The 23,778-nt window shown below is 64.8% G+C and carries 25 protein-coding genes; 12 read left to right on the plus strand and 13 right to left on the minus strand.

The window, feature by feature from the left end; genetic code table 11:
• Positions 1–114 precede the first annotated feature (114 nt).
• Complete coding sequence (locus V473_RS18405; protein ID WP_066608470.1) at positions 115–381, plus strand: hypothetical protein; 267 nt, start codon at positions 115–117, stop codon at positions 379–381.
• Between the two features lie 83 nt (positions 382–464).
• On the opposite strand, the gene V473_RS18410 is transcribed toward V473_RS18405, so the two are convergent.
• Both V473_RS18410 and V473_RS24180 read right to left on the minus strand, forming a co-directional pair.
• Positions 465–1,625: an acyl-CoA dehydrogenase family protein gene (locus tag V473_RS18410; RefSeq protein WP_066608472.1), complete on the minus strand. Its 1,161-nt coding sequence runs from the start codon at positions 1,623–1,625 to the stop codon at positions 465–467.
• Positions 1,626–1,727: 102 nt separating this feature from the next.
• Complete coding sequence (locus tag V473_RS24180) at positions 1,728–2,123, minus strand: MarR family winged helix-turn-helix transcriptional regulator (RefSeq protein ID WP_216628558.1); 396 nt, start codon at positions 2,121–2,123, stop codon at positions 1,728–1,730.
• 175 nt (positions 2,124–2,298) lie between these two features.
• On the opposite strand from V473_RS24180, the gene V473_RS18420 reads away from it, so the two are divergent.
• Positions 2,299–3,318, plus strand: coding sequence for an NAD(P)H-dependent flavin oxidoreductase (locus V473_RS18420; RefSeq protein ID WP_066608477.1), 1,020 nt, complete (start codon positions 2,299–2,301; stop codon positions 3,316–3,318).
• Between the two features lie 46 nt (positions 3,319–3,364).
• A complete protein-coding gene (locus V473_RS18425; RefSeq protein ID WP_082679211.1) occupies positions 3,365–4,615 on the plus strand; it encodes an MFS transporter in 1,251 nt (416 codons plus the stop codon).
• Here the strand turns inward: V473_RS18425 and V473_RS18430 are convergent.
• The 4 genes from V473_RS18430 to V473_RS18445 form a co-directional block, all read right to left on the minus strand.
• Positions 4,612–5,379 (minus strand): thioesterase family protein, encoded by a 768-nt coding sequence (locus V473_RS18430; protein WP_066608482.1) that lies wholly within the window; start codon positions 5,377–5,379, stop codon positions 4,612–4,614. The genes V473_RS18425 and V473_RS18430 overlap by 4 nt on opposite strands.
• 23 nt (positions 5,380–5,402) lie before the next feature.
• Positions 5,403–6,182, minus strand: coding sequence for an enoyl-CoA hydratase (locus V473_RS18435; protein WP_148648451.1), 780 nt, complete (start codon positions 6,180–6,182; stop codon positions 5,403–5,405).
• Positions 6,179–7,753: an AMP-binding protein gene (locus V473_RS18440; protein WP_066608483.1), complete on the minus strand. Its 1,575-nt coding sequence runs from the start codon at positions 7,751–7,753 to the stop codon at positions 6,179–6,181. Before V473_RS18440 ends, V473_RS18435 begins: the two co-directional genes overlap by 4 nt.
• Before the next feature lie 173 nt (positions 7,754–7,926).
• Positions 7,927–8,556, minus strand: coding sequence for a TetR/AcrR family transcriptional regulator (locus tag V473_RS18445; RefSeq protein ID WP_066608486.1), 630 nt, complete (start codon positions 8,554–8,556; stop codon positions 7,927–7,929).
• A gap of 74 nt (positions 8,557–8,630) precedes the next feature.
• Between V473_RS18445 and V473_RS18450 the strand changes: the two genes are divergently transcribed.
• Positions 8,631–10,418: an acyclic terpene utilization AtuA family protein gene (locus V473_RS18450; protein ID WP_066608488.1), complete on the plus strand. Its 1,788-nt coding sequence runs from the start codon at positions 8,631–8,633 to the stop codon at positions 10,416–10,418.
• 55 nt (positions 10,419–10,473) lie between these two features.
• Here V473_RS18450 and V473_RS18455 read toward each other — a convergent pair whose 3' ends face one another.
• Both V473_RS18455 and V473_RS18460 read right to left on the minus strand, forming a co-directional pair.
• Positions 10,474–10,887 carry a hypothetical protein gene (locus tag V473_RS18455; RefSeq protein WP_066608492.1) on the minus strand — a complete coding sequence of 138 codons (414 nt, stop codon included), beginning with the start codon at positions 10,885–10,887 and terminating at the stop codon, positions 10,474–10,476.
• Positions 10,888–10,999: 112 nt separating this feature from the next.
• Complete coding sequence (locus tag V473_RS18460) at positions 11,000–11,791, minus strand: SDR family oxidoreductase (RefSeq protein ID WP_066608494.1); 792 nt, start codon at positions 11,789–11,791, stop codon at positions 11,000–11,002.
• Positions 11,792–11,864: 73 nt separating this feature from the next.
• Here V473_RS18460 and V473_RS18465 point away from each other — a divergent pair, with 73 nt between their 5' ends.
• The 3 genes from V473_RS18465 (at position 11,865) to V473_RS18475 (ending at position 15,485) form a co-directional block, all read left to right on the plus strand.
• Positions 11,865–12,578: a TetR/AcrR family transcriptional regulator gene (locus tag V473_RS18465; RefSeq protein ID WP_066608496.1), complete on the plus strand. Its 714-nt coding sequence runs from the start codon at positions 11,865–11,867 to the stop codon at positions 12,576–12,578.
• The gene (locus V473_RS18470; RefSeq protein ID WP_244884493.1) at positions 12,575–13,855 is read left to right on the plus strand and encodes an MFS transporter; all 1,281 of its coding nucleotides are present in this window, start codon (positions 12,575–12,577) and stop codon (positions 13,853–13,855) included. Before V473_RS18465 ends, V473_RS18470 begins: the two co-directional genes overlap by 4 nt.
• An 85-nt stretch (positions 13,856–13,940) precedes the next feature.
• Positions 13,941–15,485, plus strand: coding sequence for a long-chain-fatty-acid--CoA ligase (locus V473_RS18475; protein WP_066608501.1), 1,545 nt, complete (start codon positions 13,941–13,943; stop codon positions 15,483–15,485).
• Positions 15,486–15,620: 135 nt separating this feature from the next.
• Here the strand turns inward: V473_RS18475 and V473_RS18480 are convergent, their stop codons facing one another.
• The 3 genes from V473_RS18480 to V473_RS18490 are packed head-to-tail and all read right to left on the minus strand — an operon-like array spanning position 15,621 to position 18,008.
• Positions 15,621–16,766 (minus strand): CaiB/BaiF CoA transferase family protein, encoded by a 1,146-nt coding sequence (locus tag V473_RS18480; protein WP_066608507.1) that lies wholly within the window; start codon positions 16,764–16,766, stop codon positions 15,621–15,623.
• Entirely contained in the window at positions 16,763–17,206 is a 444-nt protein-coding gene (locus tag V473_RS18485) for an acyl-CoA thioesterase (protein WP_066608510.1), read from the minus strand. Before V473_RS18485 ends, V473_RS18480 begins: the two co-directional genes overlap by 4 nt.
• A gap of 25 nt (positions 17,207–17,231) precedes the next feature.
• Positions 17,232–18,008 (minus strand): SDR family NAD(P)-dependent oxidoreductase, encoded by a 777-nt coding sequence (locus tag V473_RS18490; protein ID WP_066608513.1) that lies wholly within the window; start codon positions 18,006–18,008, stop codon positions 17,232–17,234.
• Between the two features lie 208 nt (positions 18,009–18,216).
• Here V473_RS18490 and V473_RS18495 point away from each other — a divergent pair, with 208 nt between their 5' ends.
• From V473_RS18495 to V473_RS18515, 5 genes are all read left to right on the plus strand, one after another.
• Positions 18,217–18,981 (plus strand): thioesterase family protein, encoded by a 765-nt coding sequence (locus V473_RS18495; protein WP_066608515.1) that lies wholly within the window; start codon positions 18,217–18,219, stop codon positions 18,979–18,981.
• A 70-nt stretch (positions 18,982–19,051) separates the two neighbouring features.
• Positions 19,052–19,834 carry an enoyl-CoA hydratase/isomerase family protein gene (locus tag V473_RS18500; protein ID WP_066608518.1) on the plus strand — a complete coding sequence of 261 codons (783 nt, stop codon included), beginning with the start codon at positions 19,052–19,054 and terminating at the stop codon, positions 19,832–19,834.
• A gap of 28 nt (positions 19,835–19,862) precedes the next feature.
• A complete protein-coding gene (locus V473_RS18505; protein ID WP_066608798.1) occupies positions 19,863–20,918 on the plus strand; it encodes an NAD(P)-dependent alcohol dehydrogenase in 1,056 nt (351 codons plus the stop codon).
• A gap of 113 nt (positions 20,919–21,031) precedes the next feature.
• On the plus strand, positions 21,032–21,661 hold the full coding sequence (locus V473_RS18510) for a glutathione S-transferase family protein (protein ID WP_066608520.1): 630 nt from the start codon (positions 21,032–21,034) through the stop codon (positions 21,659–21,661).
• 11 nt (positions 21,662–21,672) lie between these two features.
• The gene (locus tag V473_RS18515; RefSeq protein ID WP_066608800.1) at positions 21,673–22,461 is read left to right on the plus strand and encodes an enoyl-CoA hydratase-related protein; all 789 of its coding nucleotides are present in this window, start codon (positions 21,673–21,675) and stop codon (positions 22,459–22,461) included.
• Positions 22,462–22,466: 5 nt separating this feature from the next.
• On the opposite strand, the gene V473_RS18520 is transcribed toward V473_RS18515, so the two are convergent.
• Positions 22,467–23,276, minus strand: coding sequence for an acyl-CoA thioesterase (locus V473_RS18520; protein WP_066608523.1), 810 nt, complete (start codon positions 23,274–23,276; stop codon positions 22,467–22,469).
• A gap of 13 nt (positions 23,277–23,289) precedes the next feature.
• A complete protein-coding gene (locus tag V473_RS18525; RefSeq protein ID WP_066608524.1) occupies positions 23,290–23,769 on the minus strand; it encodes a PaaI family thioesterase in 480 nt (159 codons plus the stop codon).
• Between the last annotated feature and the right edge of the window lie 9 nt (positions 23,770–23,778).

Raw genomic sequence — 23,778 nt, forward strand, 5'->3', positions numbered from 1 at the left:
TGCCGTGCAACAAAAATTCTTGAAATGATGAGCGAGCTAATGCTATGCTTGCTTATTAAATCGGCAGGATATGGGAATCCTGCCCCAGATATTTGAAAACAGAGGGAAAGTCCGATGCGTATCCTATTTGCTCTTGCCGCTGCGATCGCCATTGCCGCGCCCGCCATGGCGCAGACCGTTGCCGCCGCGCCGAAGGAAGGCACCACGATCCGCGATGCGGCAAATGTGCGCCTGGGCAAGATTGATCGCGTTTATCCCGACGGATCGGTCCAGTTGATCTATCGCTCGAAATTCGTCACCATTCCCGCTGACAAGGTCATGATGGCGCAGGACGGCGTGATGACGTCGCTGACCCGTCAGGAAGTGTCGAAGCTGAACTGATCGCGGATCGACGCAAAAAAGGGGCCAGCCGGTAATGACCGGCTGGCCCCTTTTCGTTGCCTTGGGATGCCGGGCGCGCGGCGTTACAACGCGCGCGCGATCAGCATTTTCATGATCTCGTTCGATCCGCCATAGATGCGGCTGATCCGCGAGTTGCGGAACATGCGGGCAATGGGATATTCGTTGATATAGCCATAGCCGCCATGCAGCTGCAGGCACTGGTCGACGATTTCCCATTCGGTATCGGTCGCCCATAATTTCGCGATTGCCGACGTCGTATCGTCCAGCGTGCCGTCAATGGCCTTTTGGATGCAATCGTTGATGAAGGTGCGGGCGATGCGCGCCTTGCTGTACATTTCGGCGATCTTGAACTGGCTGTTCTGGAAATCGAAGATCGGCTGGCCGAACGCCTTGCGCTGCTTGGTATAGTCGATGGTGAGCGCCAGCGCCTTTTCCATGACGATGACGCTGGTGATCGCGATCAGCAACCGTTCGCGGGGCAATTCGGCCATCAGTTGAAAAAAGCCCTTGCCCTCTTCCGCGCCCAGCAGATTTTGCGCGGGCACCCAGACGTCATCGAAGAAAAGCTCGGACGTATCCTGCGCTTCATTGCCGATCTTGTCGAGATTCTGACCCCGGCGAAAACCCTCCACCTCATCGGTTTCCACCACCAGCAGCGACACGCCGCGCGCGCCCTTGGTCGGATCGGTCTTGGCCACGACGACGATCAGGTCCGCGATCTGGCCGTTGGAAATGAAGGTTTTGGACCCGTTGATGCGATAGCCGTTGCCATCCTTGAGCGCGGTGGTGCGGATCGCCTGAAGATCAGAGCCCGCGCCCGGTTCGCTCATGGCGATGGCCGTGACCAAATCGCCGGCGACCATGCGGGGCAGCCAGCGCTGCTTCTGTTCCTCCGTCCCGTGAAGCTGGATATAGGGGGCGACGATGACATTGTGCAGCGAGGCCGCGAAGCCATCGGTGCCCTTGCGCGCAATCTGGTCCACAACGACGAGGTCATGGCGGAAGTCGCCGCCATGGCCACCATAGGCCTCCGGCACGGAGACACCCAATAGTCCCGCCGCGCCCGCTTCACGCCAGAAGGCGCGTTCGACCTGTCCGTCCTCGCGCCATTTTTCCATCCGTTCGGCAGGGGCATGTTGATCGAGGAATTTCCCGACCGCATCGTGGAACATGGTCAGTTCTTCATCGGCCATATAGGCGGGCTGGGAAAATTCGAGCGTCATCGCAGTGCCTTTGCAGCATGGGGCGAACCTGTCGCCATCGGGGAATCGGGTAATCCCATCGCAAAGAAATAGCAAAAGAGCAATGTGACTTAGTGATATAGGTTATTCGATTGCCATATGGTCGGGTGTCAGCAACGGCATGTCCGCCTGTTCCAGGTTGGCGATCATCCGGTCCAGCACGTCGCTCATGCGCGCAAGCTCCTGCGCGCTTACGCCAGTCAGCTGGTTGCGCTGCTCATCTTCGCCCAGCATCGACAATTGTTCCAGCAACGGCCCGGCGGCGGGGGTGAGATACAGGCGGTGCACACGGCGATCGTCAAGATCGACGCGCCGCTCGATCCAGCCCTTTTCGGCCAGGCGATCGACCAGACGCCCGGCGGTCACGTCGCCCACATCCATCGCTTCGGCAATGGACCGCTGTGTCGCGCCCTGCGCGCGGCTGATCGCGTAGATTGCGCGCCATTGCGCCAGGGTCATGCCCATGGTGCGCGCGCGCATGTCGAACCGCTTGCGCTGCAACCGTGCCACGAGGCTGATACGCAGGCTGATCGTGCGTTCGCAATCGGTCAGTTGCTCAGAGATGGGCGCATACTCCTGTAACCTAGTTAAATATCTTGCCTCATAACGGGATGCGCGGCAAGAAGGATCAAAGATGAATAGCGGGAGGGAGCGCATGTCGCCAGTCGAATCACAAACCATCGCCCCGCACACCGGCGCGCGCATTCGCACGCGCTTCACCGAACTGGCCGGGATCGAGCATCCGATCGTGCAGGGCGGGATGCAATGGGTAGGCACGGCGGAGATGGCGGCGGCAGTATCCAACGCCGGCGGACTTGGCATGATTACCGCCCTTACCCAACCAACGCCCGACGATCTGCGCCGTGAAATCGCGCGATGCCGCGCCATGACCGACAAGCCGTTCGGCGTGAACCTGACCATATTGCCGTCGATCAGCCCGCCACCCTATGCGCAATATCGACAGGCGATCATCGACGAAGGCATCGGCATCGTCGAAACCGCCGGATACAAGCCGCAGGAGCATGTCGACGCCTTCAAGGCCCACGGGGTCAGGGTCGTGCATAAATGCACGGCGGTGCGCCATGCGCTGTCGGCGCAGAAAATGGGCGTCGACGCCATTTCGATCGACGGGTTCGAATGTGCGGGCCATCCGGGCGAGGACGATATTCCCGGCCTGATCCTGATCCCCGCAGCGGCGGACAAGGTGACCATTCCCATGATCGCCAGCGGCGGCTTTGGTGACGGACGCGGGCTGGTCGCCGCGCTGGCGCTGGGCGCAGAGGGCATCAACATGGGCACGCGCTTCTGCGCCACCAGGGAAGCGCCGATCCACGACAATATCAAACAGGCGATGGTGAACGCGGACGAACGCTCCACCGCGTTGATTTTTCGCACCTATCGCAACAGCGCGCGCGTGGCGAGGAATGCGATCACGCAAGAGGTGCTCGCCGCCGAAGCGCAGGGTTTGCCCTTTGAAGCGGTGGCCCATCTTGTCAAGGGCGCGCGCGGCAAGGAAGGGCTGGACAATGGCGATCCCGATCATGGCATCTGGACCGCGGGCCTGGTCCAGGGGCTGATCCACGACATTCCAAGCTGCCAGGAACTGATCGACAGAATCATGGCCGACGCAGTGAACATCATGAACGGGCGCCTGGCCGCTTTCCTGTCCCGCTAACGCGGGCGCGGGAAAGGCGGAGCGCGCGCCAGCCAAGGAGAGCAGGATGCACAGTGCCGACCCCGCCCATGCCGATACCGGCCCATCGGCCGCGCGCCAATTGTCGCCTGCGCGGCGCAGCCTGCTGATCGCGGCGATCCTGAGCGGGAATGCCGCCGCTGCGCTGCTTTACGACGCGCTGCCGCCGATTTTGGCGGATCTGGCCGACATGCTGGGCGGCGGCGCGCACGGGCAGTTTCTGGCGCAATTGGCCAGCACCCTGCCGATGCTGGGGGTGATGATTTCGGGCCTGTTTTCGGGCCTGCTGATCGCATCGGTCGGCATCCGCCCGGTGCATCTATGCGCGCTGGTCCTGTTCGCGCTGTTCGGCAGCGCGGGCGCCTTTATCGATCAGCCGCTGCTGCTGCTGGGCAGCCGTTTCGTCATGGGATGCGCCATCGGCACGATGATAACATGTGGCACCACGCTGATTGCGGCCTGGTTCAGCGGCGAAGATCGCGCGCGCATGAACGGCTGGCTGGTGAGCGCGGGCGCCATTGCGGCGATCGGTTTCCTGTTCATCGCGGGGCAGGTCGCTTCGCTCTGGTGGCGCGCGCCCTTCCTGCTGCATGGGCTGGTTGGCATCATGCTCCTGGCGCCGGTGCTGTCGCTGCACGCCCTGCCCGCCGCCGCGCCGCCGCCGCTTGGCACGCAGATGGGTCATGTCGCGCGGCTGCGCCGGCTGGCGCCGGTGACGCCTGTCTATCTGATCGCGCTGGGACTGTTCGTCCTGATGCTGTTGTTCAACGTGCAGACGACGTTCCTGATGAGCGACGCGGGCATTACCAGCCATGCCCGCATCGCCGCCGTGTTCATGGTCAATGCCGCCGCCGTCACCCTGGCGTCGGTGGGCTTTGGTTATGTCGCCAGTCGATTTACGCCGGTGAACGCGATGCGGATCGTGTTTCTGATGGTGGCTGGATCGATGCTGATCGTCGGTTCCGCGCAGGCGCAATGGCAATTCGCGCTGGGGCTGGGCATCAGCGGCATCGGGGTCGGCATGGGACTGACGACCTTGTGGACATGGACGATGCAGCGCGCGCCCGCCGATGTGGTGCCCCATGCGGTAGGGCTGATGATGACCTGCATGTATCTGGGCGGAGCGGCCAGTCCATTCGTGCTGGCCCCGGTGCGGGCGATGTTCGGGCTGCGCGGGCAATATTTCGCGATGGCGGGGTTGGTGGTCGCCGTCCTGCTGCTGCTGGCCATGTTGGGGCGCGGGCGGTCCATGCGACCGGCGCCGCAGGACGGGCGTTAACGCCGCTCGTTCGCGAGCGCGGTGCAGGCGATAAAGCCCAGCGCGCCGTCGCGATCGTGTATGCGGCAATGGCCGACCGCGATGCCGCCCGACGCCTCATGCCCGGTCGCTTCGAACCCGATCCATTCGCCCTTGGGCAGGCGGTGGAGGTGCAGGGTGACGTCGCTGTTGATATAACGGATGCCCGCATCGCCGGCATGGACGAAGGCGCTGACGAAATCGGCGGCCAGCGCGGCGCGCGCATAGGGACCAAGCGGCTCGCCCGCGACCAGCGCAAGCGTTTCGCGCATCCACAGCCGCTTGGGCGCCACGGCGCCCAGATGCCCGGCAAATGTGCGGATCTCGAAATGGCGAATATGTTTGCCATTTGACAGAGGCGACAGGCTTTCGGGATCGGGCGCGTCCCAGGGCGCCGGTCCCCAGACCTGGCCGGGCGGCGGATCGGCAGGACGCAGAAACTGCATCGTCGCGCGCGCGACCGCCTCATTTTGCACGACCATCGTCGCTTCGACCAGAGCCATGCGTCGGCCCGTGCGGACGACATGCGTGTCGATCCGCGCCGGGGCGAAGGGCGCAAGCCGGAACATATCTATCGTGAAACGGGCGGGCAGCATGTCGGCGGCCCCATGCCGGTCTGCGATATGCGCGCCCATCAGCCCCACCAGCGCGCGTCCATGCAGCGAATCATGTCGCCACCAGCCGCGCGCAGCCTCCTGCGGAACGAACGACGAACCGTCCCGTTCGAAAAAGGCCGTTTCGTTCACCCGTCCCCCGATTCTGCTGTCGCTTACTGCCCGCGACCGCGCGCCTGTACCGCCAGACGGCGTGCCTCCACATCTTGCGGCGTCACCTTGCCATTGGCTGACGATGAAATGCAATGTTCGATCGCCAATCCCTCGCCAAAGCTGGCGGCATAACCCTTGTCGATCAAGTCTTTATAGGCGACCATCATGCGTGGTTCGACACTGGCCATGTCGGCGGCCAGCCTGCGCGCGAGCGGCATCAGTTCGTCCGGGGCGACGACATGATTGACAAGACCCCAGCGTTCCGCGGTGGCTGCGTCCAGAAAATTGCCGGTGAACGACAATTGCTTGGCCCGGCTGATGCCGATGATACGCGACAATTTCTGCGACAAGCCCCAGCCCGGCAGGATGCCGACGCGGGCATGGGTGTCGGCAAAGCGGGCATTGGTCGACGCGATCAATATGTCGCAGGCCAGCGCCACTTCGAAGCCGCCGGTGATGGCGACGCCGTTGATCGCGCCGATCACCGGCTTGGAGCAGATTTCGATCGCCTTGACCGGATTTTCGTCCGCCCCTTCCGCATTGGCCGCACCCAGCGCGCCGGGTTCCGACCCCAATTCCTTCAAATCCAGACCCGCGGTGAAGGCCCGTTCGCCAGCACCCGTCAGGATGACCGCGCGCACATCGTCGTCGCCGTCAATCTGCTTCATGACATGATAGAGCCGCGCGCGCAGCGCTTTCGACAGCGCGTTCATCGCGCCTGGTCGGTTCAGCGTGACGATAGCGACGCCATCTTCCTTTTCGACGGTAACCAGATCGCTCATGCCGCTTCCTTTCCTGCCTGCGCACGCGCCTGGGCGCGCAATTCATGTTTCAATATCTTGCCCGTGCTGTTGCGCGGGAAATCATCCACGACGATCAACCGTTCGGGTGTCTTTTGCCGGGCGATGCCGGCCTGCGCGAAATGAGTGCGCACCGATTCCAGGTCCACGCTGGCGCCGGGCCGGGGCACGACATAGGCGCACACAATTTCGCCCATGCGTTCGTCCGGCGCGGCGACCACGGCTGCTTCCGCGATAGCGGGATGCGCAAACAACAGATCCTCCACCTCGCGCGAGGAGATATTTTCGCCACCGCGAATGATGACATCCTTCTTGCGGTCTGTAATCATCAGGAAGCCGTCCTGGTCCAGCCGCCCGATATCGCCGGTGCGGAACCAGCCCCCCGGCAGAAAGGCGGCGGAGTTGAGCGAATCGTCGAGATAACCAAGGAACAGTTCGGGACCGCGCACGACCAGTTCGCCCTCCATCCCTTCGGGAACCCGCTGACCGTCATCATCGACAAAGTCCAGTTCCGTGCCGCGCATCGGCAGCCCTTCGGTCGTCAGCCGCTTTTCCATGATATCGTCGGGATGGCCGGTGGTGACGGTGGGATGTTCGCTCGATCCGTAGCAGCGATATGTTTTCAACCCTTGCGCTGAACAGCGGGTGATAAGGGTGGGTGGCACAGGCGCCGCGCCGACCATGCAGCTGCGCAGGCTCGACAGATCGCGCCCGTCCCGCTCGGCCGCATCAAGCAGGCCGGACAGGTGGAAGGGCGTGAAGGAGGAGGAGACGATGCGATATTTTTCGACCAGCATGGCCGCCTCGCCCGGCTCCCACTGATCCATCAGCACTACCGGCGTGCCGGTGACGAGAAAGCGCATGAGTTGCAGCGCGCCAGCGACATGGCCGGGCGGCCAGGGGCAGAAGGCGACCTCCGCCCCCAGATCGCGGCGGGACCAGGCGACGGCGTCGATTTCCGACAATATGGTGCGGGCGGAATGTTTGACGCCCTTGGGGTCCGCGGTGGTGCCGGACGTATAGACCAGCAGCGCCAGCGCGTCTGGGCTGCGCGGCGCTGCCGGTCCGACCGCTATGGGCGCCAGCATCGCTTCCCAGGGCACGGTGCCGGGCGCGGCGTCGCCGATCATGACGTGGGTGGCGAGCGCGGGAAGACGCCCCACCTCCGCCAGCGTTTGCGCATAGTCCGCCTTGCGCCAGCGGTCTGGCGTGACGATCAGCTTCGCGCCCGACTGGGCGAGGATGAACCGCAGTTCCTTTGCGCCATAGATGGATACGACCGGCAACAGCACCGCGCCAGCATGGGCGATGCCGACCGCCGCGATCATCCATTCGATCCAGGCGGGCAGTTGCACCGCGACGATGTCGCCCGGCCCGATGCCGTGGGCGCGCAGATGTTCGCCAAAGCGCAGCCCTTGTTCATGCAGCTGGGCCAGCCTCTGCGTGCCCGCGCGCACCTGAGACGACACCGCCGCCCAGCTTGACGCATGGGTGCGCGCGCCCAGGGCAAAAGCCTGGCTCAGGCTGCGATCGGCAAAGCTTTCGGCATCCATCGGCGTCTCCCACTCCCATACTCTGTCGTTCGCGCCCGCACTACGGATCGGCGGGCGCTCGGACCTATATCGGAACAAGGTATACTTAGCTAGTGATGTTGGCTCCCCTGACGATCCTCGATCGGCCGCTCCATGCGCGCGGCTGATAGGTGCGGTCATGCCATGATAGGCATTCAGCCGCCGGCCAGTCCTGCCCCCATTTCCTGCGCGAAAATGTCGATCAGGCGCAGGATTTCGCGGTCGCGATCGCCCGCGAAGCGGCGCATGAGGAAGGACAGAGAGAGCGATTGCCATATGACCAGTTGAGCAACGCGCGCTGTGTCCGCATCAGCCCTGACCTTGCCCATGGCCTTGAGCGCATCCAGCCGATCGGCCAAGATGACGGCGCCGCGCTGGGTGATGCCATTGTCGAAACCGGGCGCAAGCGCGGGGTCGCGCACCAGTTGCGGCAGCACGATCTGCATCAGGCTGGCGATGGCGTGCAGATGCTCATGCTTCCAGTGCAGGAAACGCCCAATCTCCTCGCCGGCCGAAGCGGCCAAGGGCAGCGCGGCATAGGCGGCGTCATTGTCGCGCTGTTCCAGGAAATGCGCGTAGACCGCGGTGAGCAGCCCCGCCTTACCCCCGAAATAGCGGGTGATGAGTTGTTCGTTGAGGCCCGCACGGGCGGCGATGGCGCGGGTCGTCGCCGCGTCATAACCCTGCTGCGAAAACAGCGCGATGCCCGCGTCGAGCAACGCGCGACGGCTCGCCGCACGGTCCCGCCGCCGGGGTGGAGCCTTAGCCGCCGGAGCATCCGCCATGCAAATTCCTTTCTTCCCGACATCAAATAGCATAAGTATGTATTCACATACAAAAGCCGCACTGGAGAGTCGATATGACCAAAGCCCCCATCCGTGTCGCCAATTTTTCCGGCGCGCTCGGCGATTATATCGGCGCCTTCGCCGATGTGATCGCCGACGAGACGATCGACGTGGCCATCGGCGACTATCTGGCGGAAATGACGATGGGGCGCGTGGCGGAGGGTTTTTGCGGCGCAGGCAAGCCGCAAGCGCTGGCGGGCTATTATGCCGACATCTTCCTGCGCCAGATCACGCCCGAACTGGGGCGGATCGCCGAACGCGGGGTCAAGGTCGTGACCAATGCAGGCGCGTTCAACCCTGCCGGGCTGGCGACTCTTATCGCGCGCGAGGCGGCGGCGCAGGGACTGGCGTTGTGCGTCGCCTATGTCGAGGGCGACGACCTGCTGGGCCGGGTGCCCGTGCTGGCGGGGGGAGGACAACTCACCCATCTGGACGATGGCGCAGCGATCGGACCGATTGCCGGCAGGCTGCTGGCGGCCAATGCCTATCTGGGCGGCTGGGGCATCGCAGCCGCGCTGGAGCAAGGAGCGGACATCGTGATTTGCGGGCGGGTGTCGGACGCTTCGCTGGTGCTGGGACCAGCGGCATGGTGGCATGGCTGGGCGAAGGATGATTGGGACGCGCTGGCCGGCAGCGTTGCGGCGGGCCATATCATCGAATGCGGGCCGCAGGCGATGGGCGGCAATTTTTCGGGCTTTACGCAACTGGGCGCGCCTACGCGACTGGGCTTTCCGATCGCGGAAATTGGCGCGGACGGCAGCGCGGTCATCACCAAGCGCGCGGGCGACGCAGGCGTAGTCACGGTCGATACCGTCACCGCGCAGTTGATGTACGAGATCCAGGGCACGCACTATCTGAACCCCGACGTCGTGCTGCATATCGATTCGGTCGCGCTCAGCCAGCAAGGCCCGGACCGGGTGCAGATGAGCGGCGTTCGCGGCGGCCCGGCGCCGGAGACGACCAAGGTCGGCTGTTTCTACCAGCATGGCTGGCGGGCGATGATCTGGGGATTTGCCACTGGCCCGGACTGGCGCGAGAAAGCAGAATGGCTGCGCGTGCAATTGGAGGCGATGAAAGCCGATCTTGCGCTCGACGAATTCCATTTCGAGCCACTGGGCCAGCCCATAACCGATCCGGCGAGCGAGGCGGAAGCGACCGTCGCGATCCGCATCGCCGCCGCCGCACAGAACCGGTCGAGCCTGTCGAAACTGCTGGCGGGCTATGCATCCTTCGGGCTGGGCGGCATCCCCGGATTTCAGGGCGATGGTGCAGGACCGCCACAGCCGCGCGTTCATTTCTGGCCGGGGCTGGTGCGGCAGGCGGACCTGGACCATCGGGTCGTCTTTGTCGACGGGCCGCAGATGGCGGTGGCGATGCCGCCTGTGACGCCCTTTTCCGCCCCTGCCCCCGCCGGTCCTGCGCCCGCGGCGCCGCCGGGCGACACCCGCGCCGTCCTGTTGGGATCGCTGGTCCATGCGCGATCGGGCGACAAGGGCGCGAACGCCAATATCGGCCTGTGGGTGCAACGGCCGGAGATATGGCCGTGGTTGCGCGACACGCTGGACGCGGACAGGCTGGCGCAGCTTATGGGGCTGGACCCGTCTGTGACGGTCGAGCGGCACGACCTGCCCAACATCAACGGACTGTTGTTCGTGCTGAAGGGCTATTTCGGGACCAGCGGGACCGGCAATATCGCGCTGGACCAGATCGGCAAGGCAGCGGGCGAATTTCTGCGCGCACGTATTGTGCAGGCGCCCACAGCGCTTGTGGGCGACGCCATGCCGCTGGCCGCCAGCCGGTAAGGCGAGCGGCCTTTGATGTCATTTGGAGCGTCCGCCCAGTGCCGACGCCACGGCCTCAGTCGAACATGCCGCCATCGCCCTCATGCGTGGCGCGGATGACGACTGCGGCTTCGTCGGGGAAGCGAGCGCGGGCTTCCGGGCTGTCCCATATGACCGCAGCATCGCCATCGCGGCGCAATTGAGAGACGAAGAACATCGCAAGATCGGCGCGCTCCAGCGTGGCGAGCGGGCGGGCGTCCGGCCCCGCGCCCGATATGATTTCCACCCGCACGCGAAAACGGGGAAGCTTGACGATTTCTTCGTCCAGCCGGTGCCACGCTTCATTTTCCTCGCGCCAGCCCGCATCCCATGCCGCCGCCTTGTCGGTGCCCGACGGATAGGGATTATAGGCGCTGGTCAGGCGTTGGGCATGGTCGGCACGGGCCATCGCGCGGATGGTGTCGAGTTCGCTCTGCGGAGTCGGGGTCAATTGAGGTTCCTCTATTCTGCCGCATCCATATCGGGTGTCGTCGCGAAGCGCCACCCCCACGCGCAGCCGCGGTCGGTGATGGTGTCGCCGGTTGCGGGGCGAACCGACATCCTCATCCCATGCCGCGTTCAAGGCTCTGGCGGCTGGCGTCGCCCAGTTGCGATCCCCCGTCGCAGTCCAGGATCGTGCCGGTGATGAAGCCGGCCGACGGACTGCTCAGGAACACCGCCGCTTCGGCGATTTCATCAATCTCGCCCCAGCGACGCATCGGGATACGCTCATAATAGGCCGCGCGGCTGGCGGCGTCGGGGGCCAGGCGGGCCATGCCTTCGGTATTTTCGATCGGGCCGGGTGAAATGCCATTGACGCGCACGTCCGGCCCCCATTCCATCGCCAATACGCGCACAAGCTGATTGATGCCCGCCTTAGCGGCGCAGGCATGGGCCTGAAGCGGCGAAGCGTTGATCGCCTGGCCGGCGGTGATCGCAATCAGCGACGCACCCGGTTTGTTGAGCAGATCATGCGCGCCGCGAAACACGTTGAAGGTGCCATTGAGGTCGATGTCGACCACCGTCTTGAAGGCATTGGCGGACATATTGAGCGCGGGGGCGAGGAAATTGCCGGCAGCGCCCGATACGACCACGTCGAACGCGCCATGGGCGGCGGCCACCTGCTCCATTGCGGCGCGGGTGGCCGCATAATCGCGCACGTCGGCGGACAGGCCAAGCGCGCCCTCACCGATGCTCGCCGCGGCCCTGGCCGCCCTGTCAGGGTCGCGCCCTATCACGCCGACCTTGGCGCCCAGCGCCGCGAAACGCTGCGCGATTCCCAGATTGATGCCGCTGGTGCCGCCTGCGACGAACACGCTTTTGCCGTTGAACAGACCATCCCTGAATGCGCTCATGCCCTTGTCCTCTCCGAGATACTAAACACTGTTTATCATTGCATAACGAACGGTGTTGATTATGACAAGCGGCATGGCCGTTCTGCTCACCGAGGATCAGGTTCTGGAATGTCGCGCCCGGATTCGGGCGGTGGCTGAAGAACAGTTTGCGACGCGCGGGCTGGCCGCCACGTCGCTGCGTTCGATCGCGGCGGAACTGGGCTGGACCGCAGCCTCGCTCTATCGCTATTTCCGTAACAAGAATGAATTGCTGGCCGTGACGCGCGCGGCCGCGCATGATCGCTTTTCCGATCGGGTCGAGGCGGCCTATGCCAGCACGACGGACCTGTGGGATCGTTCCCGCGCGGTGGGACAGGCCTATGTCGACTTCGCCTTTGCCGAACCCCATGCCTATCAACTCATGTTCGCCTTTTCCCAGCCGGAAGCGGAAAAGACCGAGGCGCTGCGCGTCGCCGAGCGGCGGTCCCGCCGCACATTGACCGCCTATGTCGATGACATGATCGCCGCTGGCCTGGTGCAGGGCGACCCGGTCGTGCTGGGTCACGCCTATTGGGCCGGCATCCATGGACTGATCGTGTTGCAGATGGCGGGCAAGCTGGACCCCGCGATGCCGTTCGATACGATCCGGCACGAAATCATGCGGCTGGTCACCAGGGGCGCGCAGCCGCCGATCGGTGAAGCCGGGATGGCGCGACGACACGTTCACGAGACGCCTTCGCCGCCTGCTTCCGCCATGCCAAATGCCAGCACCGAACATCCGGGCCGGATACACAAGGAACCATCGTGACATTCACCCGAAAAGATGCGCGGCATGACCAGATATTGCTGTTCTGCGTCATGCTGTGCGTGGCGATCGGCAATACCGGCCTGCAATCGGTGCTGCCCGCTATCGGGCGGACGATCGGGCTGCCCGACGCGCTGATCGCGATCGCATTTTCGCTGTCGGCGCTGCTGTGGGCGGTGGTCGCGCCTTTCTGGGCCAGGCGGCTGGACGATCGCCGGGCAAAACCGATGGTGCTGATCGGCATGGCGGGCTTCACCCTGTCGATGATGATCTGCGCCCTGGCGCTGACGGCCGGGATAAGGGGCTGGATCTCCGCAGCCGTCGCCTTCATCTTGTTCGTGATCGGACGGGGCTTTTATGGCGGCTTCGGCGCCGCCGCGCCACCCGCCGCGCAGGCGATGGTGGTCGCCGGGACATCGCGCGGCAACCGGACGGCGGCGCTCAGCCTGCTTGCTTCCGCCTTTGGCCTGGGCACCATCATCGGCCCGGCGCTGGCTCCCTTTTTCGTGCTGCCCTTCGTCGGGCTGGCCGGGCCGCTTTATGCCTTTGCGCTGCTGGGCGTCGCCATGTTCATTGTCGTGCAGATTCGCCTGCCGCAGGGCATGGGGACGGCGCGCGGCAGAGCGGCGAGCGATCCCGTCATCGGATATGAGCCGGGCGACGAAGCGATAATCGCCCGCAATCAGGTGCCTGGCGCCGTGCGCGTGCCCATGTTCGACCCGCGCATCCGCCCCTGGATCGTTGCGGGGCTGGTGTCAGGCCATGCCCAGGCCATCGCCGGGCAGACGATGGCGTTCCTGGTCATCGATCGCCTGGCCAATTCCCCTGGCGAGGCGCAGCCGTTGATCGGCATGGTGCTGATGGCGGGCGCGGGCGCGGCCTTGCTGGCGCAATGGGGGATCATACCCCGGTTGCGGATGCAGCCGCCGCCGATGCTGATATGGGGATCAATCATGGCGGCGGTTGGCGCGGCGGGGTGCGCGCTGGCGCATGACCTGCACGCGCTGGCCATCGCCTTCGCCATCGCCTCGCTCGGCTTTGGCTTTCTGCGACCGGGCTTCACCGCCGGAGCATCGCTGGCCGTCCGGGAAGAGGAGCAGGGCGTCGTTGCGGGCCATGTCACCGCAGTCAACGGCCTGTGTTTCGTCCTGGGACCGTCGATCGGCATCGGCCTGTACCAAATCGGCCAGCCCCTGCCCTATCTGCTGTGCGCCAGCGTCATGGCCGCACTGGCGGTCTATTGCTATGCCATAGTGGGGCGGGCAGCCCGTCGGGGCTGATGCCGAGAGGCTTCTCTTTGCGGGGCGGCTGTGCCTAAGATAGGTCATTCCAGCGCCCGGACAGAGGCGCGGGACGGAGAAGCGGATGTACCTGACTCAAAGCCTGCACCGGATGATGCAACGCGCGGCCGATGCCCCTGCGGCGCGCGACCGGCATGGCATGATGACATGGATTGCGCTACGTGATCGTGTCGCGCGCTTTGCGGGCGCGCTGCGCGCGGGCGGATTGCAACCGGGCGACCGGGTCGCGATGCTGGCGCCCAATGGCAGCGATTTCCTGGTCTATCTGCTGGGTACGTGGTGGGCAGGCGGTGTCATCAACCCGGTCAATCTGCGCTGGACCCCGCAGGAGATCGGCTATTCGCTGGACAATTGCCAGACCCGCTTCCTGATCGTCGACCCGCTGTTTGCGCCGATGCTGCCCGCCATCCGCACCCATTGCGAAGGGATCGAAACGGTGGTGGTGACCGGGGACTGCGGTGATGGCGCCATCGCGCTGGAAGCATGGCTGGCACGCGCCGACCCCGTCGAGGACGCAATGCGCCGGGGCGAGGATCTGGCCGCAATCCTCTATACCGGCGGCACCACCGGCTTTCCCAAGGGCGTGATGCTGAGCCACAATAATCTGGTGGCGTCGGCGCTGGGATCTATGGCGAGCGGTGAAGGCCATGCCAGCGCGCGCTATCTGCATAGCGCGCCGCTATTCCATATCGGTGCGCTGTCGGGCCTGTTGATCGCGCTCCATTCAGGTAGCTGCAACCTGTTCCTGCCCGCGTTCGAACCGCTGGCGATGCTGGAAGCGATCGCAAGCTGGGACGTGACCGAATTTTTCCTGGTGCCCACCATGTTGCGGATGATGGTGCAGCATCCGCGCTTTGCCGATTTCGACGTCAACGGCGTGCAGCGCATCCGCTATGGGGCGTCCTCGATCGACGAGGCGCTGCTGGATCGGGCGATGGCGGCCTTTCCCAATGCGCAATTCTGCCAGGCCTATGGCATGACCGAATTGTCGCCGGTCGCGACCGTGCTGGGGCATGAGGATCATGGACCGGCAGCGCGCGCGAAAGGTCGGCTGCGATCGGCGGGCCGGGCGAGTGCGACCTGCGAGGTGCGGATCGTCGATGGCGAAGACCGCGAAGTGCCGCGCGGCGATGTGGGCGAGATCGTGGCACGCGGGCCGATCGTCATGATGGGCTATTGGAACATGCCAGAGGCTACGGCGGAGGCGACGCGCGGCGGATGGATGCACACCGGCGACCTGGGCCGGATGGATGCCGAAGGCTATGTGACCGTGATCGACCGGCTGAAGGACATGATTATAACCGGCGGCGAAAATGTCTATTCGGCGGAGGTCGAGAATGCGCTGTCGAGCCACCCCGACGTCGCGCAGGTCGCGGTGATCGCCGCGCCCGACGAGACATGGGGCGAGCGGGTTCATGCCGTGATCGTGCCGCGTGCCGGGACCAGCCCGACGCCCGAAGCGCTCACCGCCCATTGCCGGAACCTGATCGCCGGGTTCAAGCTGCCACGCAGTTTCGATTTTCTCGACGCCCTGCCCCTGTCGGCCGCAGGCAAGGTGCAGAAGAATGTGCTGCGCGAACGGGCACGGGCGCTGGCGGCCGACGGCTGAACCGATGGGAGACTATATAGCGATGCGCGGGTAGCGATTGCTCAAGGACCGTTTTGCCATACCGGATTTGGCCGAGTGGATCGCCAGTTTCCGCGAGAAACGCCCGCCCTGATTCACCGGGGAGCCTAGTGCGCCTTAAAGGACCACCCCCGACGCCAGCAGCGTTGCGATCCGATCGTCATCATAGCCGATGGCGGCCAGCACGTAGGCGGCATCTTTGCCCGCAGGCCGTGTCGGGCGCGGCGGGTCGGCCGGTGCGCCCGAAAAGCGGGGCGCGGGCGCAGGCTGGGGCTGGCCGCCGACATCGATGAAGGTGCCGCGCGCCCGGACATGAGGATGATCCAGCGCTTCATCGGGGGACAGGATGGGGGCAAAGCAAATGTCCGTGCCCTCCATGACCTCGCACCATTGGGCGCGAGTCCGGGTGGCGATGATGGTGGCGACCCGGTCCTTTAGCGCTGGCCAGGCGGTACGGTCCATCTGCGCGTCGAAAGCCGGATCGTCGGCGACGCCCAGCGCCTGACGCAGCAGTCCGTAAAATTGCGGCTCGATCGCGCCCAGGGCGATGAATTTGCCATCAGCGCAGGCATAGCTATCGTAGAAATGCGCGCCGGAATCCAGCCAGTTCGCGCCCGTGCTTTCATCCCACAGGCCCGCGCCCTTGAGTTGCCAGACCATGCCGGCGAGCAGCGCGGAGCCGTCGATCATGGCGGCATCGACCACCTGCCCCGCCGCGCCGTTCTTCACCGCGAGCAGCGCAGCGACCATGCCGAACGCCAGCACCATGCCGCCGCCGCCGAAATCGCCGACATAATTGACCGGCGGGGTCGGTTTGCCGCCTTGCCGCCCGATCGTATGGAGGACGCCATTGATCGCGATATAGTTGATGTCGTGACCCGCCGCCTGGGCAAGCGGGCCGTCCTGTCCCCAGCCGGTCACGCGGCCATAGACCAGTGCGGGATTGTCCGCGATCAGCCTTTCGGGACCAAGGCCGAGCCGTTCCATGACGCCGGGTCGATAGCCTTCGACAATGCCGTCGGCCGACCGGCACAGGTCGCGCACCACCGCCATGCCTGCGTCGGTCTTCATGTCGACATTCACAAGACGGCGGGAGCGGGCCAGCACGTCATGGCGGTCGAGATCATCGAACAGGCCGGGCGCGCGCGGGCGGGCGATACGGATGACGTCCGCTCCATGATCGGCCAGCATCATGCCGCAAAAGGGGCCGGGACCAAGGCCGGCAAATTCGATGATACGGATGCCCGTCAGCGGGCCGCTCATGATCGGTCTTCCATGCGCACCCGCATCCGATCCAGCGCCGCGCGGAATGTTTCGGGCAATGGCGCGCCCTTGCCGTCCACTGTTCCGACCAGCACCGCCTTGGCAAAGGCGCACACCCGCCCCTCCTGCGTGGCGAGACAGGCCAGCGTCCAGCTCGACCGGCCCAGGTCGAGCACGCCGACATACATGTCGAGCGGGGCGGGATAAAGGGCTTCACCGACATAGTCGATATGATTGGCCACGATCATCGTGCGCGCGTGGCCCATGGTCTCCAGATGCCCCTGCGCCACGTCGAACCGGGCGCGGGCGTCTTCGAATGCGGCGGCCATCGCCACATTGTTGATGTGGTGATTGGGATCGATGTCGGCAAAGCGCGTCGTGATGACATGGCGAAAGGGATAGCGTGTCAGATCGAGCAGGGCGGGATCGGGTCGGGCCATCGAGCGAAATCCTTGAACGCGAAGGTCAGAGCGACTGGCCATCATCGATCGTGATATGCGTGCCCGTCACCGCGCGGGACGCATCGGACGCCAGGAACAGCAGGATCGCGTCGAGATCGCTTTCCTCCATCATGCGACGGCGGGGAAATTTCTGGATCTGGCGCTCGCCCGCCGGCGTATCGAACCAGGCGCCGTTGATCGCGGTCTTGATATAGCCGGGGCAGATCATGTTGACGTTGATGCCCTTGCGAACCCAGTCGCGGGCCATGACCTTCCCCATCTGAAGCACGCCCGCCTTCGATCCAGAATAGACGGCGAGCCCGGCGTCGACCTTGTGCGCGGTAACGGAGGAGGTGATGACGATGCGGCCATGCTGTTTTTCCGGGCTGCCCGCCGCCATCAGCCGACGTGCCCCTTCGCGCGCGGTCAGGAACGGGCCGCGCAGGTTGACGGCCATGACGCGATCAAACTCCTCCACCGGCAGGTCGGTCGTCATCCCTTCGCTGTTCATCCCCGCATTGGCAATGATCGTGTCGACCGTGCCGAACGCCGCCTCGGCCGCGTCATAGGCGGCGATGGTCGATGCTTCGTCGGCGACGTCCATGGCGACGGCGATGGCGCGGCCCCCCTTGGCCTGGATCGCGGCCCTGGTCGCCTCCAGCAGGTCCGTGCGCCGCGCCGCCAGGACAACCGCGGCGCCCGCATCGGCCAGTATGTGCGAGAAGCGCTCGCCCAGGCCAGACGACGCGCCGGTTACGAGAGCAACCCGGCCTGTGAGGTCAAATATCGGCGCTGCGGTCATCTTAGTCCTTTCCAAGGGAAGCCATCCTGTCTCGTCGCGTTGCGGTAAACCGGCACACCGTTCGCCGACAAGGTAAAAGTTGCGCGCGACATAGACATAGGTAACGTAGTCAACTTTATAAGGGCATATTCGTGCCAGTAGGGACAGCGATGAGGGGGATAATGGAACAGCTTGCCATCAAGACGAGGGCCGTCATCGGCGTGCGTGCATGACCGCGCATTTTTACGCAGCCGATGGCGACGCCTTTGTGCCGACAGAACTGGCCGCCAGTCCCTGGGAACGGGGCAAGCAGAACGGCGTCGCGCTTGGCGGATTGCTGACCCATCTGATCGAACAGGCGCCTGCGCCTGCCACGATGAGTACCGCCCGCCTGACGATCGACATATTGTCCGCCGCCGATCTGGCGCCCACCATCGGTCGTACACGGATTGTGCGCGAAGGGCGGCGCATCCAGATGGTCGAAGCGGAACTGCTGATCGCCAGGCGTGTCGTCGCCCGCGCGACGGCGCTGCGCGTGCGCAAGGCCGATACGCCGGTCATCGCCGTTCCCGGCGACTACCCACCCCCAGAGACCGTCCCGCCCAGCGATTTCATGGGCGACAAGGCCTTTGGCGGATCAATGGAAACGCGGCTGATACAGGGCGGGTTGCGCGTGCCCGGCCCCGGCGTCCTATGGGTCAAATTCGGGCATGAGCATGTGCGGGGCGTCGCATTGTCGCCGCTGGTGCGTACCGCGATCCTGGGGGATTTCGGCGGCGGCCTGGGCAGCGAATTGGACGGGGAGACCTGGACCTATGCCAATCTGGACATTGCGGTGCATCTGGTGCGCGAACCCGTTGGCGAATGGCTGTTGATCGACGCGCGCACGGCCAGCGCAGGCCAGGGGGTTGCGCGATCGGACATGATATTGGCCGACCGCGACGGTCCGTTCGCCCAGGCGCATCAGACCCTTTTCGTCGCGCCGCGCGAATGATTCATTCCCGCTGGACTTATCTACCTATGTCCTGCAAGACCAGCCATAGTTTCGACAGGAGCGCCACGCCATGACCCATCTCGTCACCGGAACCCTGGAAGACGGGCTTGCCACCATCACGCTCAATCGGCCGGAGGCGGGCAATGCGATGAGCTGGGAACTGATCGACGGATTCAGTCATGTGGTCGAACGGCTGACCGGCACGCCCGGCGTGCGCGCTGTGCTGATCCGGGCGGAAGGCAAGAATTTCTGCGTCGGCGGCGATATTCGCAGTTTCGCCAGCGAAAGCGATCCGGCCGGTTTCATCGAGCGCCTCGCGCGGCGGCTGCACGAAGGGCTGGCGTTGCTCGCGCAGCATCCCGCACCCATCATCGTCGCGGCACAGGGCGCGTCGGCCGGGGCGGGGCTAAGCCTGGTGGCGAGCGGCGACGTGGTGCTGGTCGGTCGGTCGGCCTCCTTCGCCATGGCCTATACCGGCATCGGCCTGACCGCCGATGGCGGCGCGACCTGGCTGCTGCCGCGCCTGATCGGGCTGCGCGCGACGCAGGAAATGGCCTATCTGGGGCGGCGACTGGATGCGGCGGAAGCCGTGGATCTGGGCCTGGCGACGCGCGCGATCGCCGATGAGACGCTGACAGAGGAAGCCGCCGCGATTGCCACGCGCATCGCCGCCGGGCCGACTGGGGCTTTTGGCGGGGTGAAGCGATTGCTGGCACAAAGCTATGTCACATCCCTGCCGAACCATCTGGATGCTGAGGCGACCGCGATCGGCGTGGCGATGGCCGGAGCGGACGCGCGCGAGGGCGTCGCCGCATTTCTGGAACGGCGCAAAGCGACCTATCATGGCGTGTAACGAACGGCCATCGAACGGAGAAATGACGATGACCCATGCGACCGGCTATGCCGCCCTGTCCGCCGACAGCGCGATGGCCCCCTTCAGCTTCACGCGGCGCGCGCTCCGCGCCAATGACGTAAGGGTGGACATCCGTTATTGCGGCGTGTGCCATTCGGACCTGCATCAGGCGCGCAACGACTGGCATAACAGCCTTTACCCCTGCGTACCGGGTCACGAAATCATTGGCCAGGTGACCGAAATCGGCGCGGATGTGACCCGGTTCGAGGTCGGCGACATGGCCGCGATCGGCTGCCTGGTCGACAGTTGCATGGAATGTTCGGAATGTACGCGCGGACAGGAACAATATTGCGCCAGACGGGCGACCCCGACCTATAATGGCAAGGATCGCACCGACGGATCGCCCACCTTCGGCGGCTATTCCAACCATATCGTCGTGCGCGAACATTTCGTCCTGAAACTGCCCGATGGACTGAACCCGGAACGCGCGGCGCCGTTGCTGTGCGCAGGCATCACGACATGGTCGCCACTGCGCCACTGGCGGGTCGGACCGGGCAGCCGGGTGGCGGTCGCCGGGCTGGGCGGCCTTGGCCATATGGGCGTGAAACTGGCGGTGGGACTGGGCGCGGAAGTGACCGTGGTGACGACCTCTCCGAGCAAGGCGGACGATGCGCTGGCGCTGGGTGCGCACAAAGTCCTCATATCGTCCGACAAGGACGCGATGAAGGGCGCCGCACGCAGTTTCGACATGGTGCTCGATACGATTCCCGTGGCGCATGATGTCGGCCCCTATCTGATGTTGCTGGCCCCGCGCGGCGTGCATGTGGTCGTCGGCGCGATCGACATGATCCCGTCATTCCATGGCGGCCTGCTGGTGGGCGGCCAGAAATCCGTGGCGGGATCGGCCATTGGTGGTCTGCCCGAAACACAGGAGATGCTGGACTTTTGCGCCGCCAACAACATCCTGCCCGATACCGAAACCATTGCGATCCAGGACATCAATCATGCTTTTGAGAGGATGGAGAAATCCGACGTTAAATATCGCTTCGTCATCGACATGGCGTCATTAGGCGATGAAAACTGATCGCATCTATCGGTGGCGAACTCTTGGTTTTGGTCGGCTTACGATGGCCGTCCATGCCTGTGCCGCACCGACGCGATTTACAGGCACGAGCATCAAATTAGTGGAGAAAAGCCATGGTGAAGGTTCATCACTTGGATTATTCGCGGTCGACCCGCATCCTGTGGCTGCTGGAGGAATTGGGCGAGCCTTATGAGATGGCGACCTATCATCGCGACCCCAAAAGCTTTCGCGCCCCGCCTGAATTGAAACAGGCGCATCCGCTGGGCAAGTCGCCGGTGATCGAACATAACGGCGCGGTGATCGCGGAATCGGGGGCGATCTTGGAATATCTGGCCGCCAAACTGGGCGGCGGACGACTGGGCCGGTCGCCCGCCGACGCCGATTGGGCGGAATATCTGGAATGGCTGCACGCGGGGGAAGGCACCGCCATGATGGGCGTCATCATGCTGATGATGGCGGGCGGCGGCGACACGCCATCGCGTGGGCGCGCCTATGGGCTGGAAATCGTCGACGGGGCGATGGCGGAGATCGAGGCGAAGCTCGACGGCCGGGACTATTTGCTGGCGTCCGGCTTTAGTGCTGCCGACATCCAGTTCGGCTATGTCGTGGCTGTAGCGGACCAGTTCGGTGCGGTCGGCGCCAGGCCCCGGCTGCGCGCTTGGCTGGCGCGGGTAACGGTTCGCCCAGCCTATCTCGCCGCCATCGAAAAGGGTGGTCCGTGGCTGCTGCCGATCGCGCGCTGATCGGAGAGCCCATGACCTACGACCATATCGCCTTCGCCATCGCGGACGGCATCGCCACGCTGACGATCGACCGGCCCAAAAAGCTCAACGCCCTGTCGCAGCAGTCGCTGGATGAGATGATGCACGCACTCGACCGGGTTGCCGACGAAGGCGCGCGGGTGCTGCTGATGAGCGGCAATGGCCGGGCTTTCTGTTCGGGCGCTGACCTGTCGGCGGAAGGGCGCGGCGGCGCAGACGCGGCGCGAGACATGGGCGCAGGGCTGGAAAGCGGGTTCAATCCCGTGCTGGAACGGTTGGTGCGCTTGCCCTGTCCGCTCGTGACGGCGGTCAACGGCGCCGCGGCCGGCGGCGGGTGCGGCTATGCGCTGGCAGGCGACATCGTCATCGCCGGGCGATCGGCCTATTTCCTGCAACCCTTCGCCAATATCGGGCTGGTGCCCGATGTCGGGGCGACATGGCTGCTCCCGCGCCTGGCGGGTAAGGCGCGCGCGACCGCAATGATGATGCTGGGCGATCCTGTTCCCGCCGATCTGGCGCTGGAATGGGGGCTGATCTATCAGGTGGTCGAGGATGCGGCACTGATGGACACGGCCCGCGCCATGGCCGCGCGGCTGGCGGCCGGACCAACCGTCGCCTATGGCCTGATGCGCCAAGGGATTGCGATGGCGATGAACCAGTCGCTGACCGACACATTGCGGATGGAGCGCATCCATCAGCGCGAAGCGGGGCGAACGGCCGACCATGCAGAAGGTGTCGCGGCATTTCTGGAAAAGCGCAAACCCGTGTTCCGGGGCGCATAATCGCCTCAGCCGCGCATACGGATCATCGCTTCCTGCGCGACTGACGCGACCAGCAGGCCGTCGACGTCGTATATCGTGCCCCGGCTGAGGCCACGTTCCCCCGCGCTGATCGGCGTGTCCAGGCTGCACAGATGCCAGCGGGTGAAGTCGAACGGGCGATGGAACCAGAGGCTATGGTCGAGGCTGGTGAACTGAAAGCCCGGAGTACGCCAGGTGACGGGATGCGGCTGCACGATGGTCGGCAATTGCGGATAATCAGACGCATAGGCAAGCGCCGCCTGATGCATCGCCGGATCGTCACCCAATGGCAGGCGACTGCGGAACCACATTGCATGATGGGGCGGGCGCACGTCCGCCGTCATGCCCGGACGCGGCAGGCAACTGTTGCGCAATTGCAGTCCGATCGCCGCGCCGCGCAGGTCATCGTCGCTCAGCGCATCCACGCCAGGAACGTCGGCGGGCATCGCATGTTGATGATCGAACAGGCCGGTGGCCGTCGCCTGAAAAGAAGCGGCCATGTTGAGTATCTGACGCCCGTCTTGGAGCGCGACGACGCGCCGGGTCGCGAACATGCCGCCATCACGGGCGCGATCGACCTCGAACAGGATCGGCCTGGTCCCATCGCCAGGGTGAATGAAATAGGCGTGCAATGAATGGCAGGCGCGTCCGTCCACCGTGGCGGCGGCGGCCATCAACGCCTGCGCGACCACGCTGCCACCGAAGATGCGCGGCGCGTCCGGGTTGGCCGCCCAGCCACGAAAATTGTCGGGACCGGACCGTTCGAGCGTCAATATATCGACGAGCGAACGGCTCATGCTACGCCCCGCTTCATGCCTGCCTGCCCGATTGTTCAAGAAGGGTCGGCGGCGCGGGCGGGCCGATGCGGAAGATGCCGCTGCCCCGCGCGGTCAGCGCACCATCCACTTCCAGCGTCCCCTGGATGAAGATCATGCGCCTGGTCGTGCGCAACACCTGCGCGCGCCCTTCGATCCAGTCGCCCAGTTTCGCACCAGCCAGATAATCGACACCCATCTGCACGGTCAGCAAAAAACGCTCCTCGAACCCCGCCGTATAACGCGCCGTCAGCGGCAATATGACATCGAACAGCGTGGCCACCCAACCGCCATGAACGACGCCCATAGGATTGCACAAATAGGGCAGCACCCGGCAGCCGAACAGGACCGTGTCGTCCACGCGCCGTGCGTAGATGGGACCATTATGCCCCAGAAAGCCGTCGGTGAAGGAAATGGGTACGAAGCCGGGCGGCGGATCATGCGCCGCCGCCCGGTCTTCGAAAGATCGCGCCATGTCGGACGC

The sequence above is a fragment of the Sphingobium cupriresistens LL01 genome (assembly GCF_001046645.1).
GTDB classification, from domain to species: Bacteria; Pseudomonadota; Alphaproteobacteria; order Sphingomonadales; family Sphingomonadaceae; genus Sphingobium; species Sphingobium cupriresistens.

Excerpts from the sequence above, each read along its gene's own strand:
- V473_RS18515 (WP_066608800.1), top strand. The coding sequence starts at position 21,673 with ATGACCTACGACCATATCGCCTTCGCCATCGCGGACGGCATCGCCACG.
- V473_RS18460 (WP_066608494.1), bottom strand. The coding sequence starts at position 11,791 with ATGAGCGCATTCAGGGATGGTCTGTTCAACGGCAAAAGCGTGTTCGTC.
- V473_RS18435 (WP_148648451.1), bottom strand. The coding sequence starts at position 6,182 with ATGAGCGATCTGGTTACCGTCGAAAAGGAAGATGGCGTCGCTATCGTC.
- V473_RS18490 (WP_066608513.1), bottom strand. The coding sequence starts at position 18,008 with ATGACCGCAGCGCCGATATTTGACCTCACAGGCCGGGTTGCTCTCGTA.
- V473_RS18505 (WP_066608798.1), top strand. The coding sequence starts at position 19,863 with ATGACCCATGCGACCGGCTATGCCGCCCTGTCCGCCGACAGCGCGATG.
- V473_RS18450 (WP_066608488.1), top strand. The coding sequence starts at position 8,631 with ATGACCAAAGCCCCCATCCGTGTCGCCAATTTTTCCGGCGCGCTCGGC.
- V473_RS18475 (WP_066608501.1), top strand. The coding sequence starts at position 13,941 with ATGTACCTGACTCAAAGCCTGCACCGGATGATGCAACGCGCGGCCGAT.
- V473_RS18480 (WP_066608507.1), bottom strand. The coding sequence starts at position 16,766 with ATGAGCGGCCCGCTGACGGGCATCCGTATCATCGAATTTGCCGGCCTT.
- V473_RS18525 (WP_066608524.1), bottom strand. The coding sequence starts at position 23,769 with ATGGCGCGATCTTTCGAAGACCGGGCGGCGGCGCATGATCCGCCGCCC.
- V473_RS18485 (WP_066608510.1), bottom strand. The coding sequence starts at position 17,206 with ATGGCCCGACCCGATCCCGCCCTGCTCGATCTGACACGCTATCCCTTT.
- V473_RS18420 (WP_066608477.1), top strand. The coding sequence starts at position 2,299 with ATGTCGCCAGTCGAATCACAAACCATCGCCCCGCACACCGGCGCGCGC.
- V473_RS18510 (WP_066608520.1), top strand. The coding sequence starts at position 21,032 with ATGGTGAAGGTTCATCACTTGGATTATTCGCGGTCGACCCGCATCCTG.
- V473_RS18425 (WP_082679211.1), top strand. The coding sequence starts at position 3,365 with ATGCACAGTGCCGACCCCGCCCATGCCGATACCGGCCCATCGGCCGCG.
- V473_RS18440 (WP_066608483.1), bottom strand. The coding sequence starts at position 7,753 with ATGGATGCCGAAAGCTTTGCCGATCGCAGCCTGAGCCAGGCTTTTGCC.
- V473_RS18520 (WP_066608523.1), bottom strand. The coding sequence starts at position 23,276 with ATGAGCCGTTCGCTCGTCGATATATTGACGCTCGAACGGTCCGGTCCC.
- V473_RS18410 (WP_066608472.1), bottom strand. The coding sequence starts at position 1,625 with ATGACGCTCGAATTTTCCCAGCCCGCCTATATGGCCGATGAAGAACTG.
- V473_RS18495 (WP_066608515.1), top strand. The coding sequence starts at position 18,217 with ATGACCGCGCATTTTTACGCAGCCGATGGCGACGCCTTTGTGCCGACA.
- V473_RS18405 (WP_066608470.1), top strand. The coding sequence starts at position 115 with ATGCGTATCCTATTTGCTCTTGCCGCTGCGATCGCCATTGCCGCGCCC.
- V473_RS18500 (WP_066608518.1), top strand. The coding sequence starts at position 19,052 with ATGACCCATCTCGTCACCGGAACCCTGGAAGACGGGCTTGCCACCATC.
- V473_RS18445 (WP_066608486.1), bottom strand. The coding sequence starts at position 8,556 with ATGGCGGATGCTCCGGCGGCTAAGGCTCCACCCCGGCGGCGGGACCGT.
- V473_RS18465 (WP_066608496.1), top strand. The coding sequence starts at position 11,865 with ATGGCCGTTCTGCTCACCGAGGATCAGGTTCTGGAATGTCGCGCCCGG.
- V473_RS24180 (WP_216628558.1), bottom strand. The coding sequence starts at position 2,123 with ATGCGCGCGCGCACCATGGGCATGACCCTGGCGCAATGGCGCGCAATC.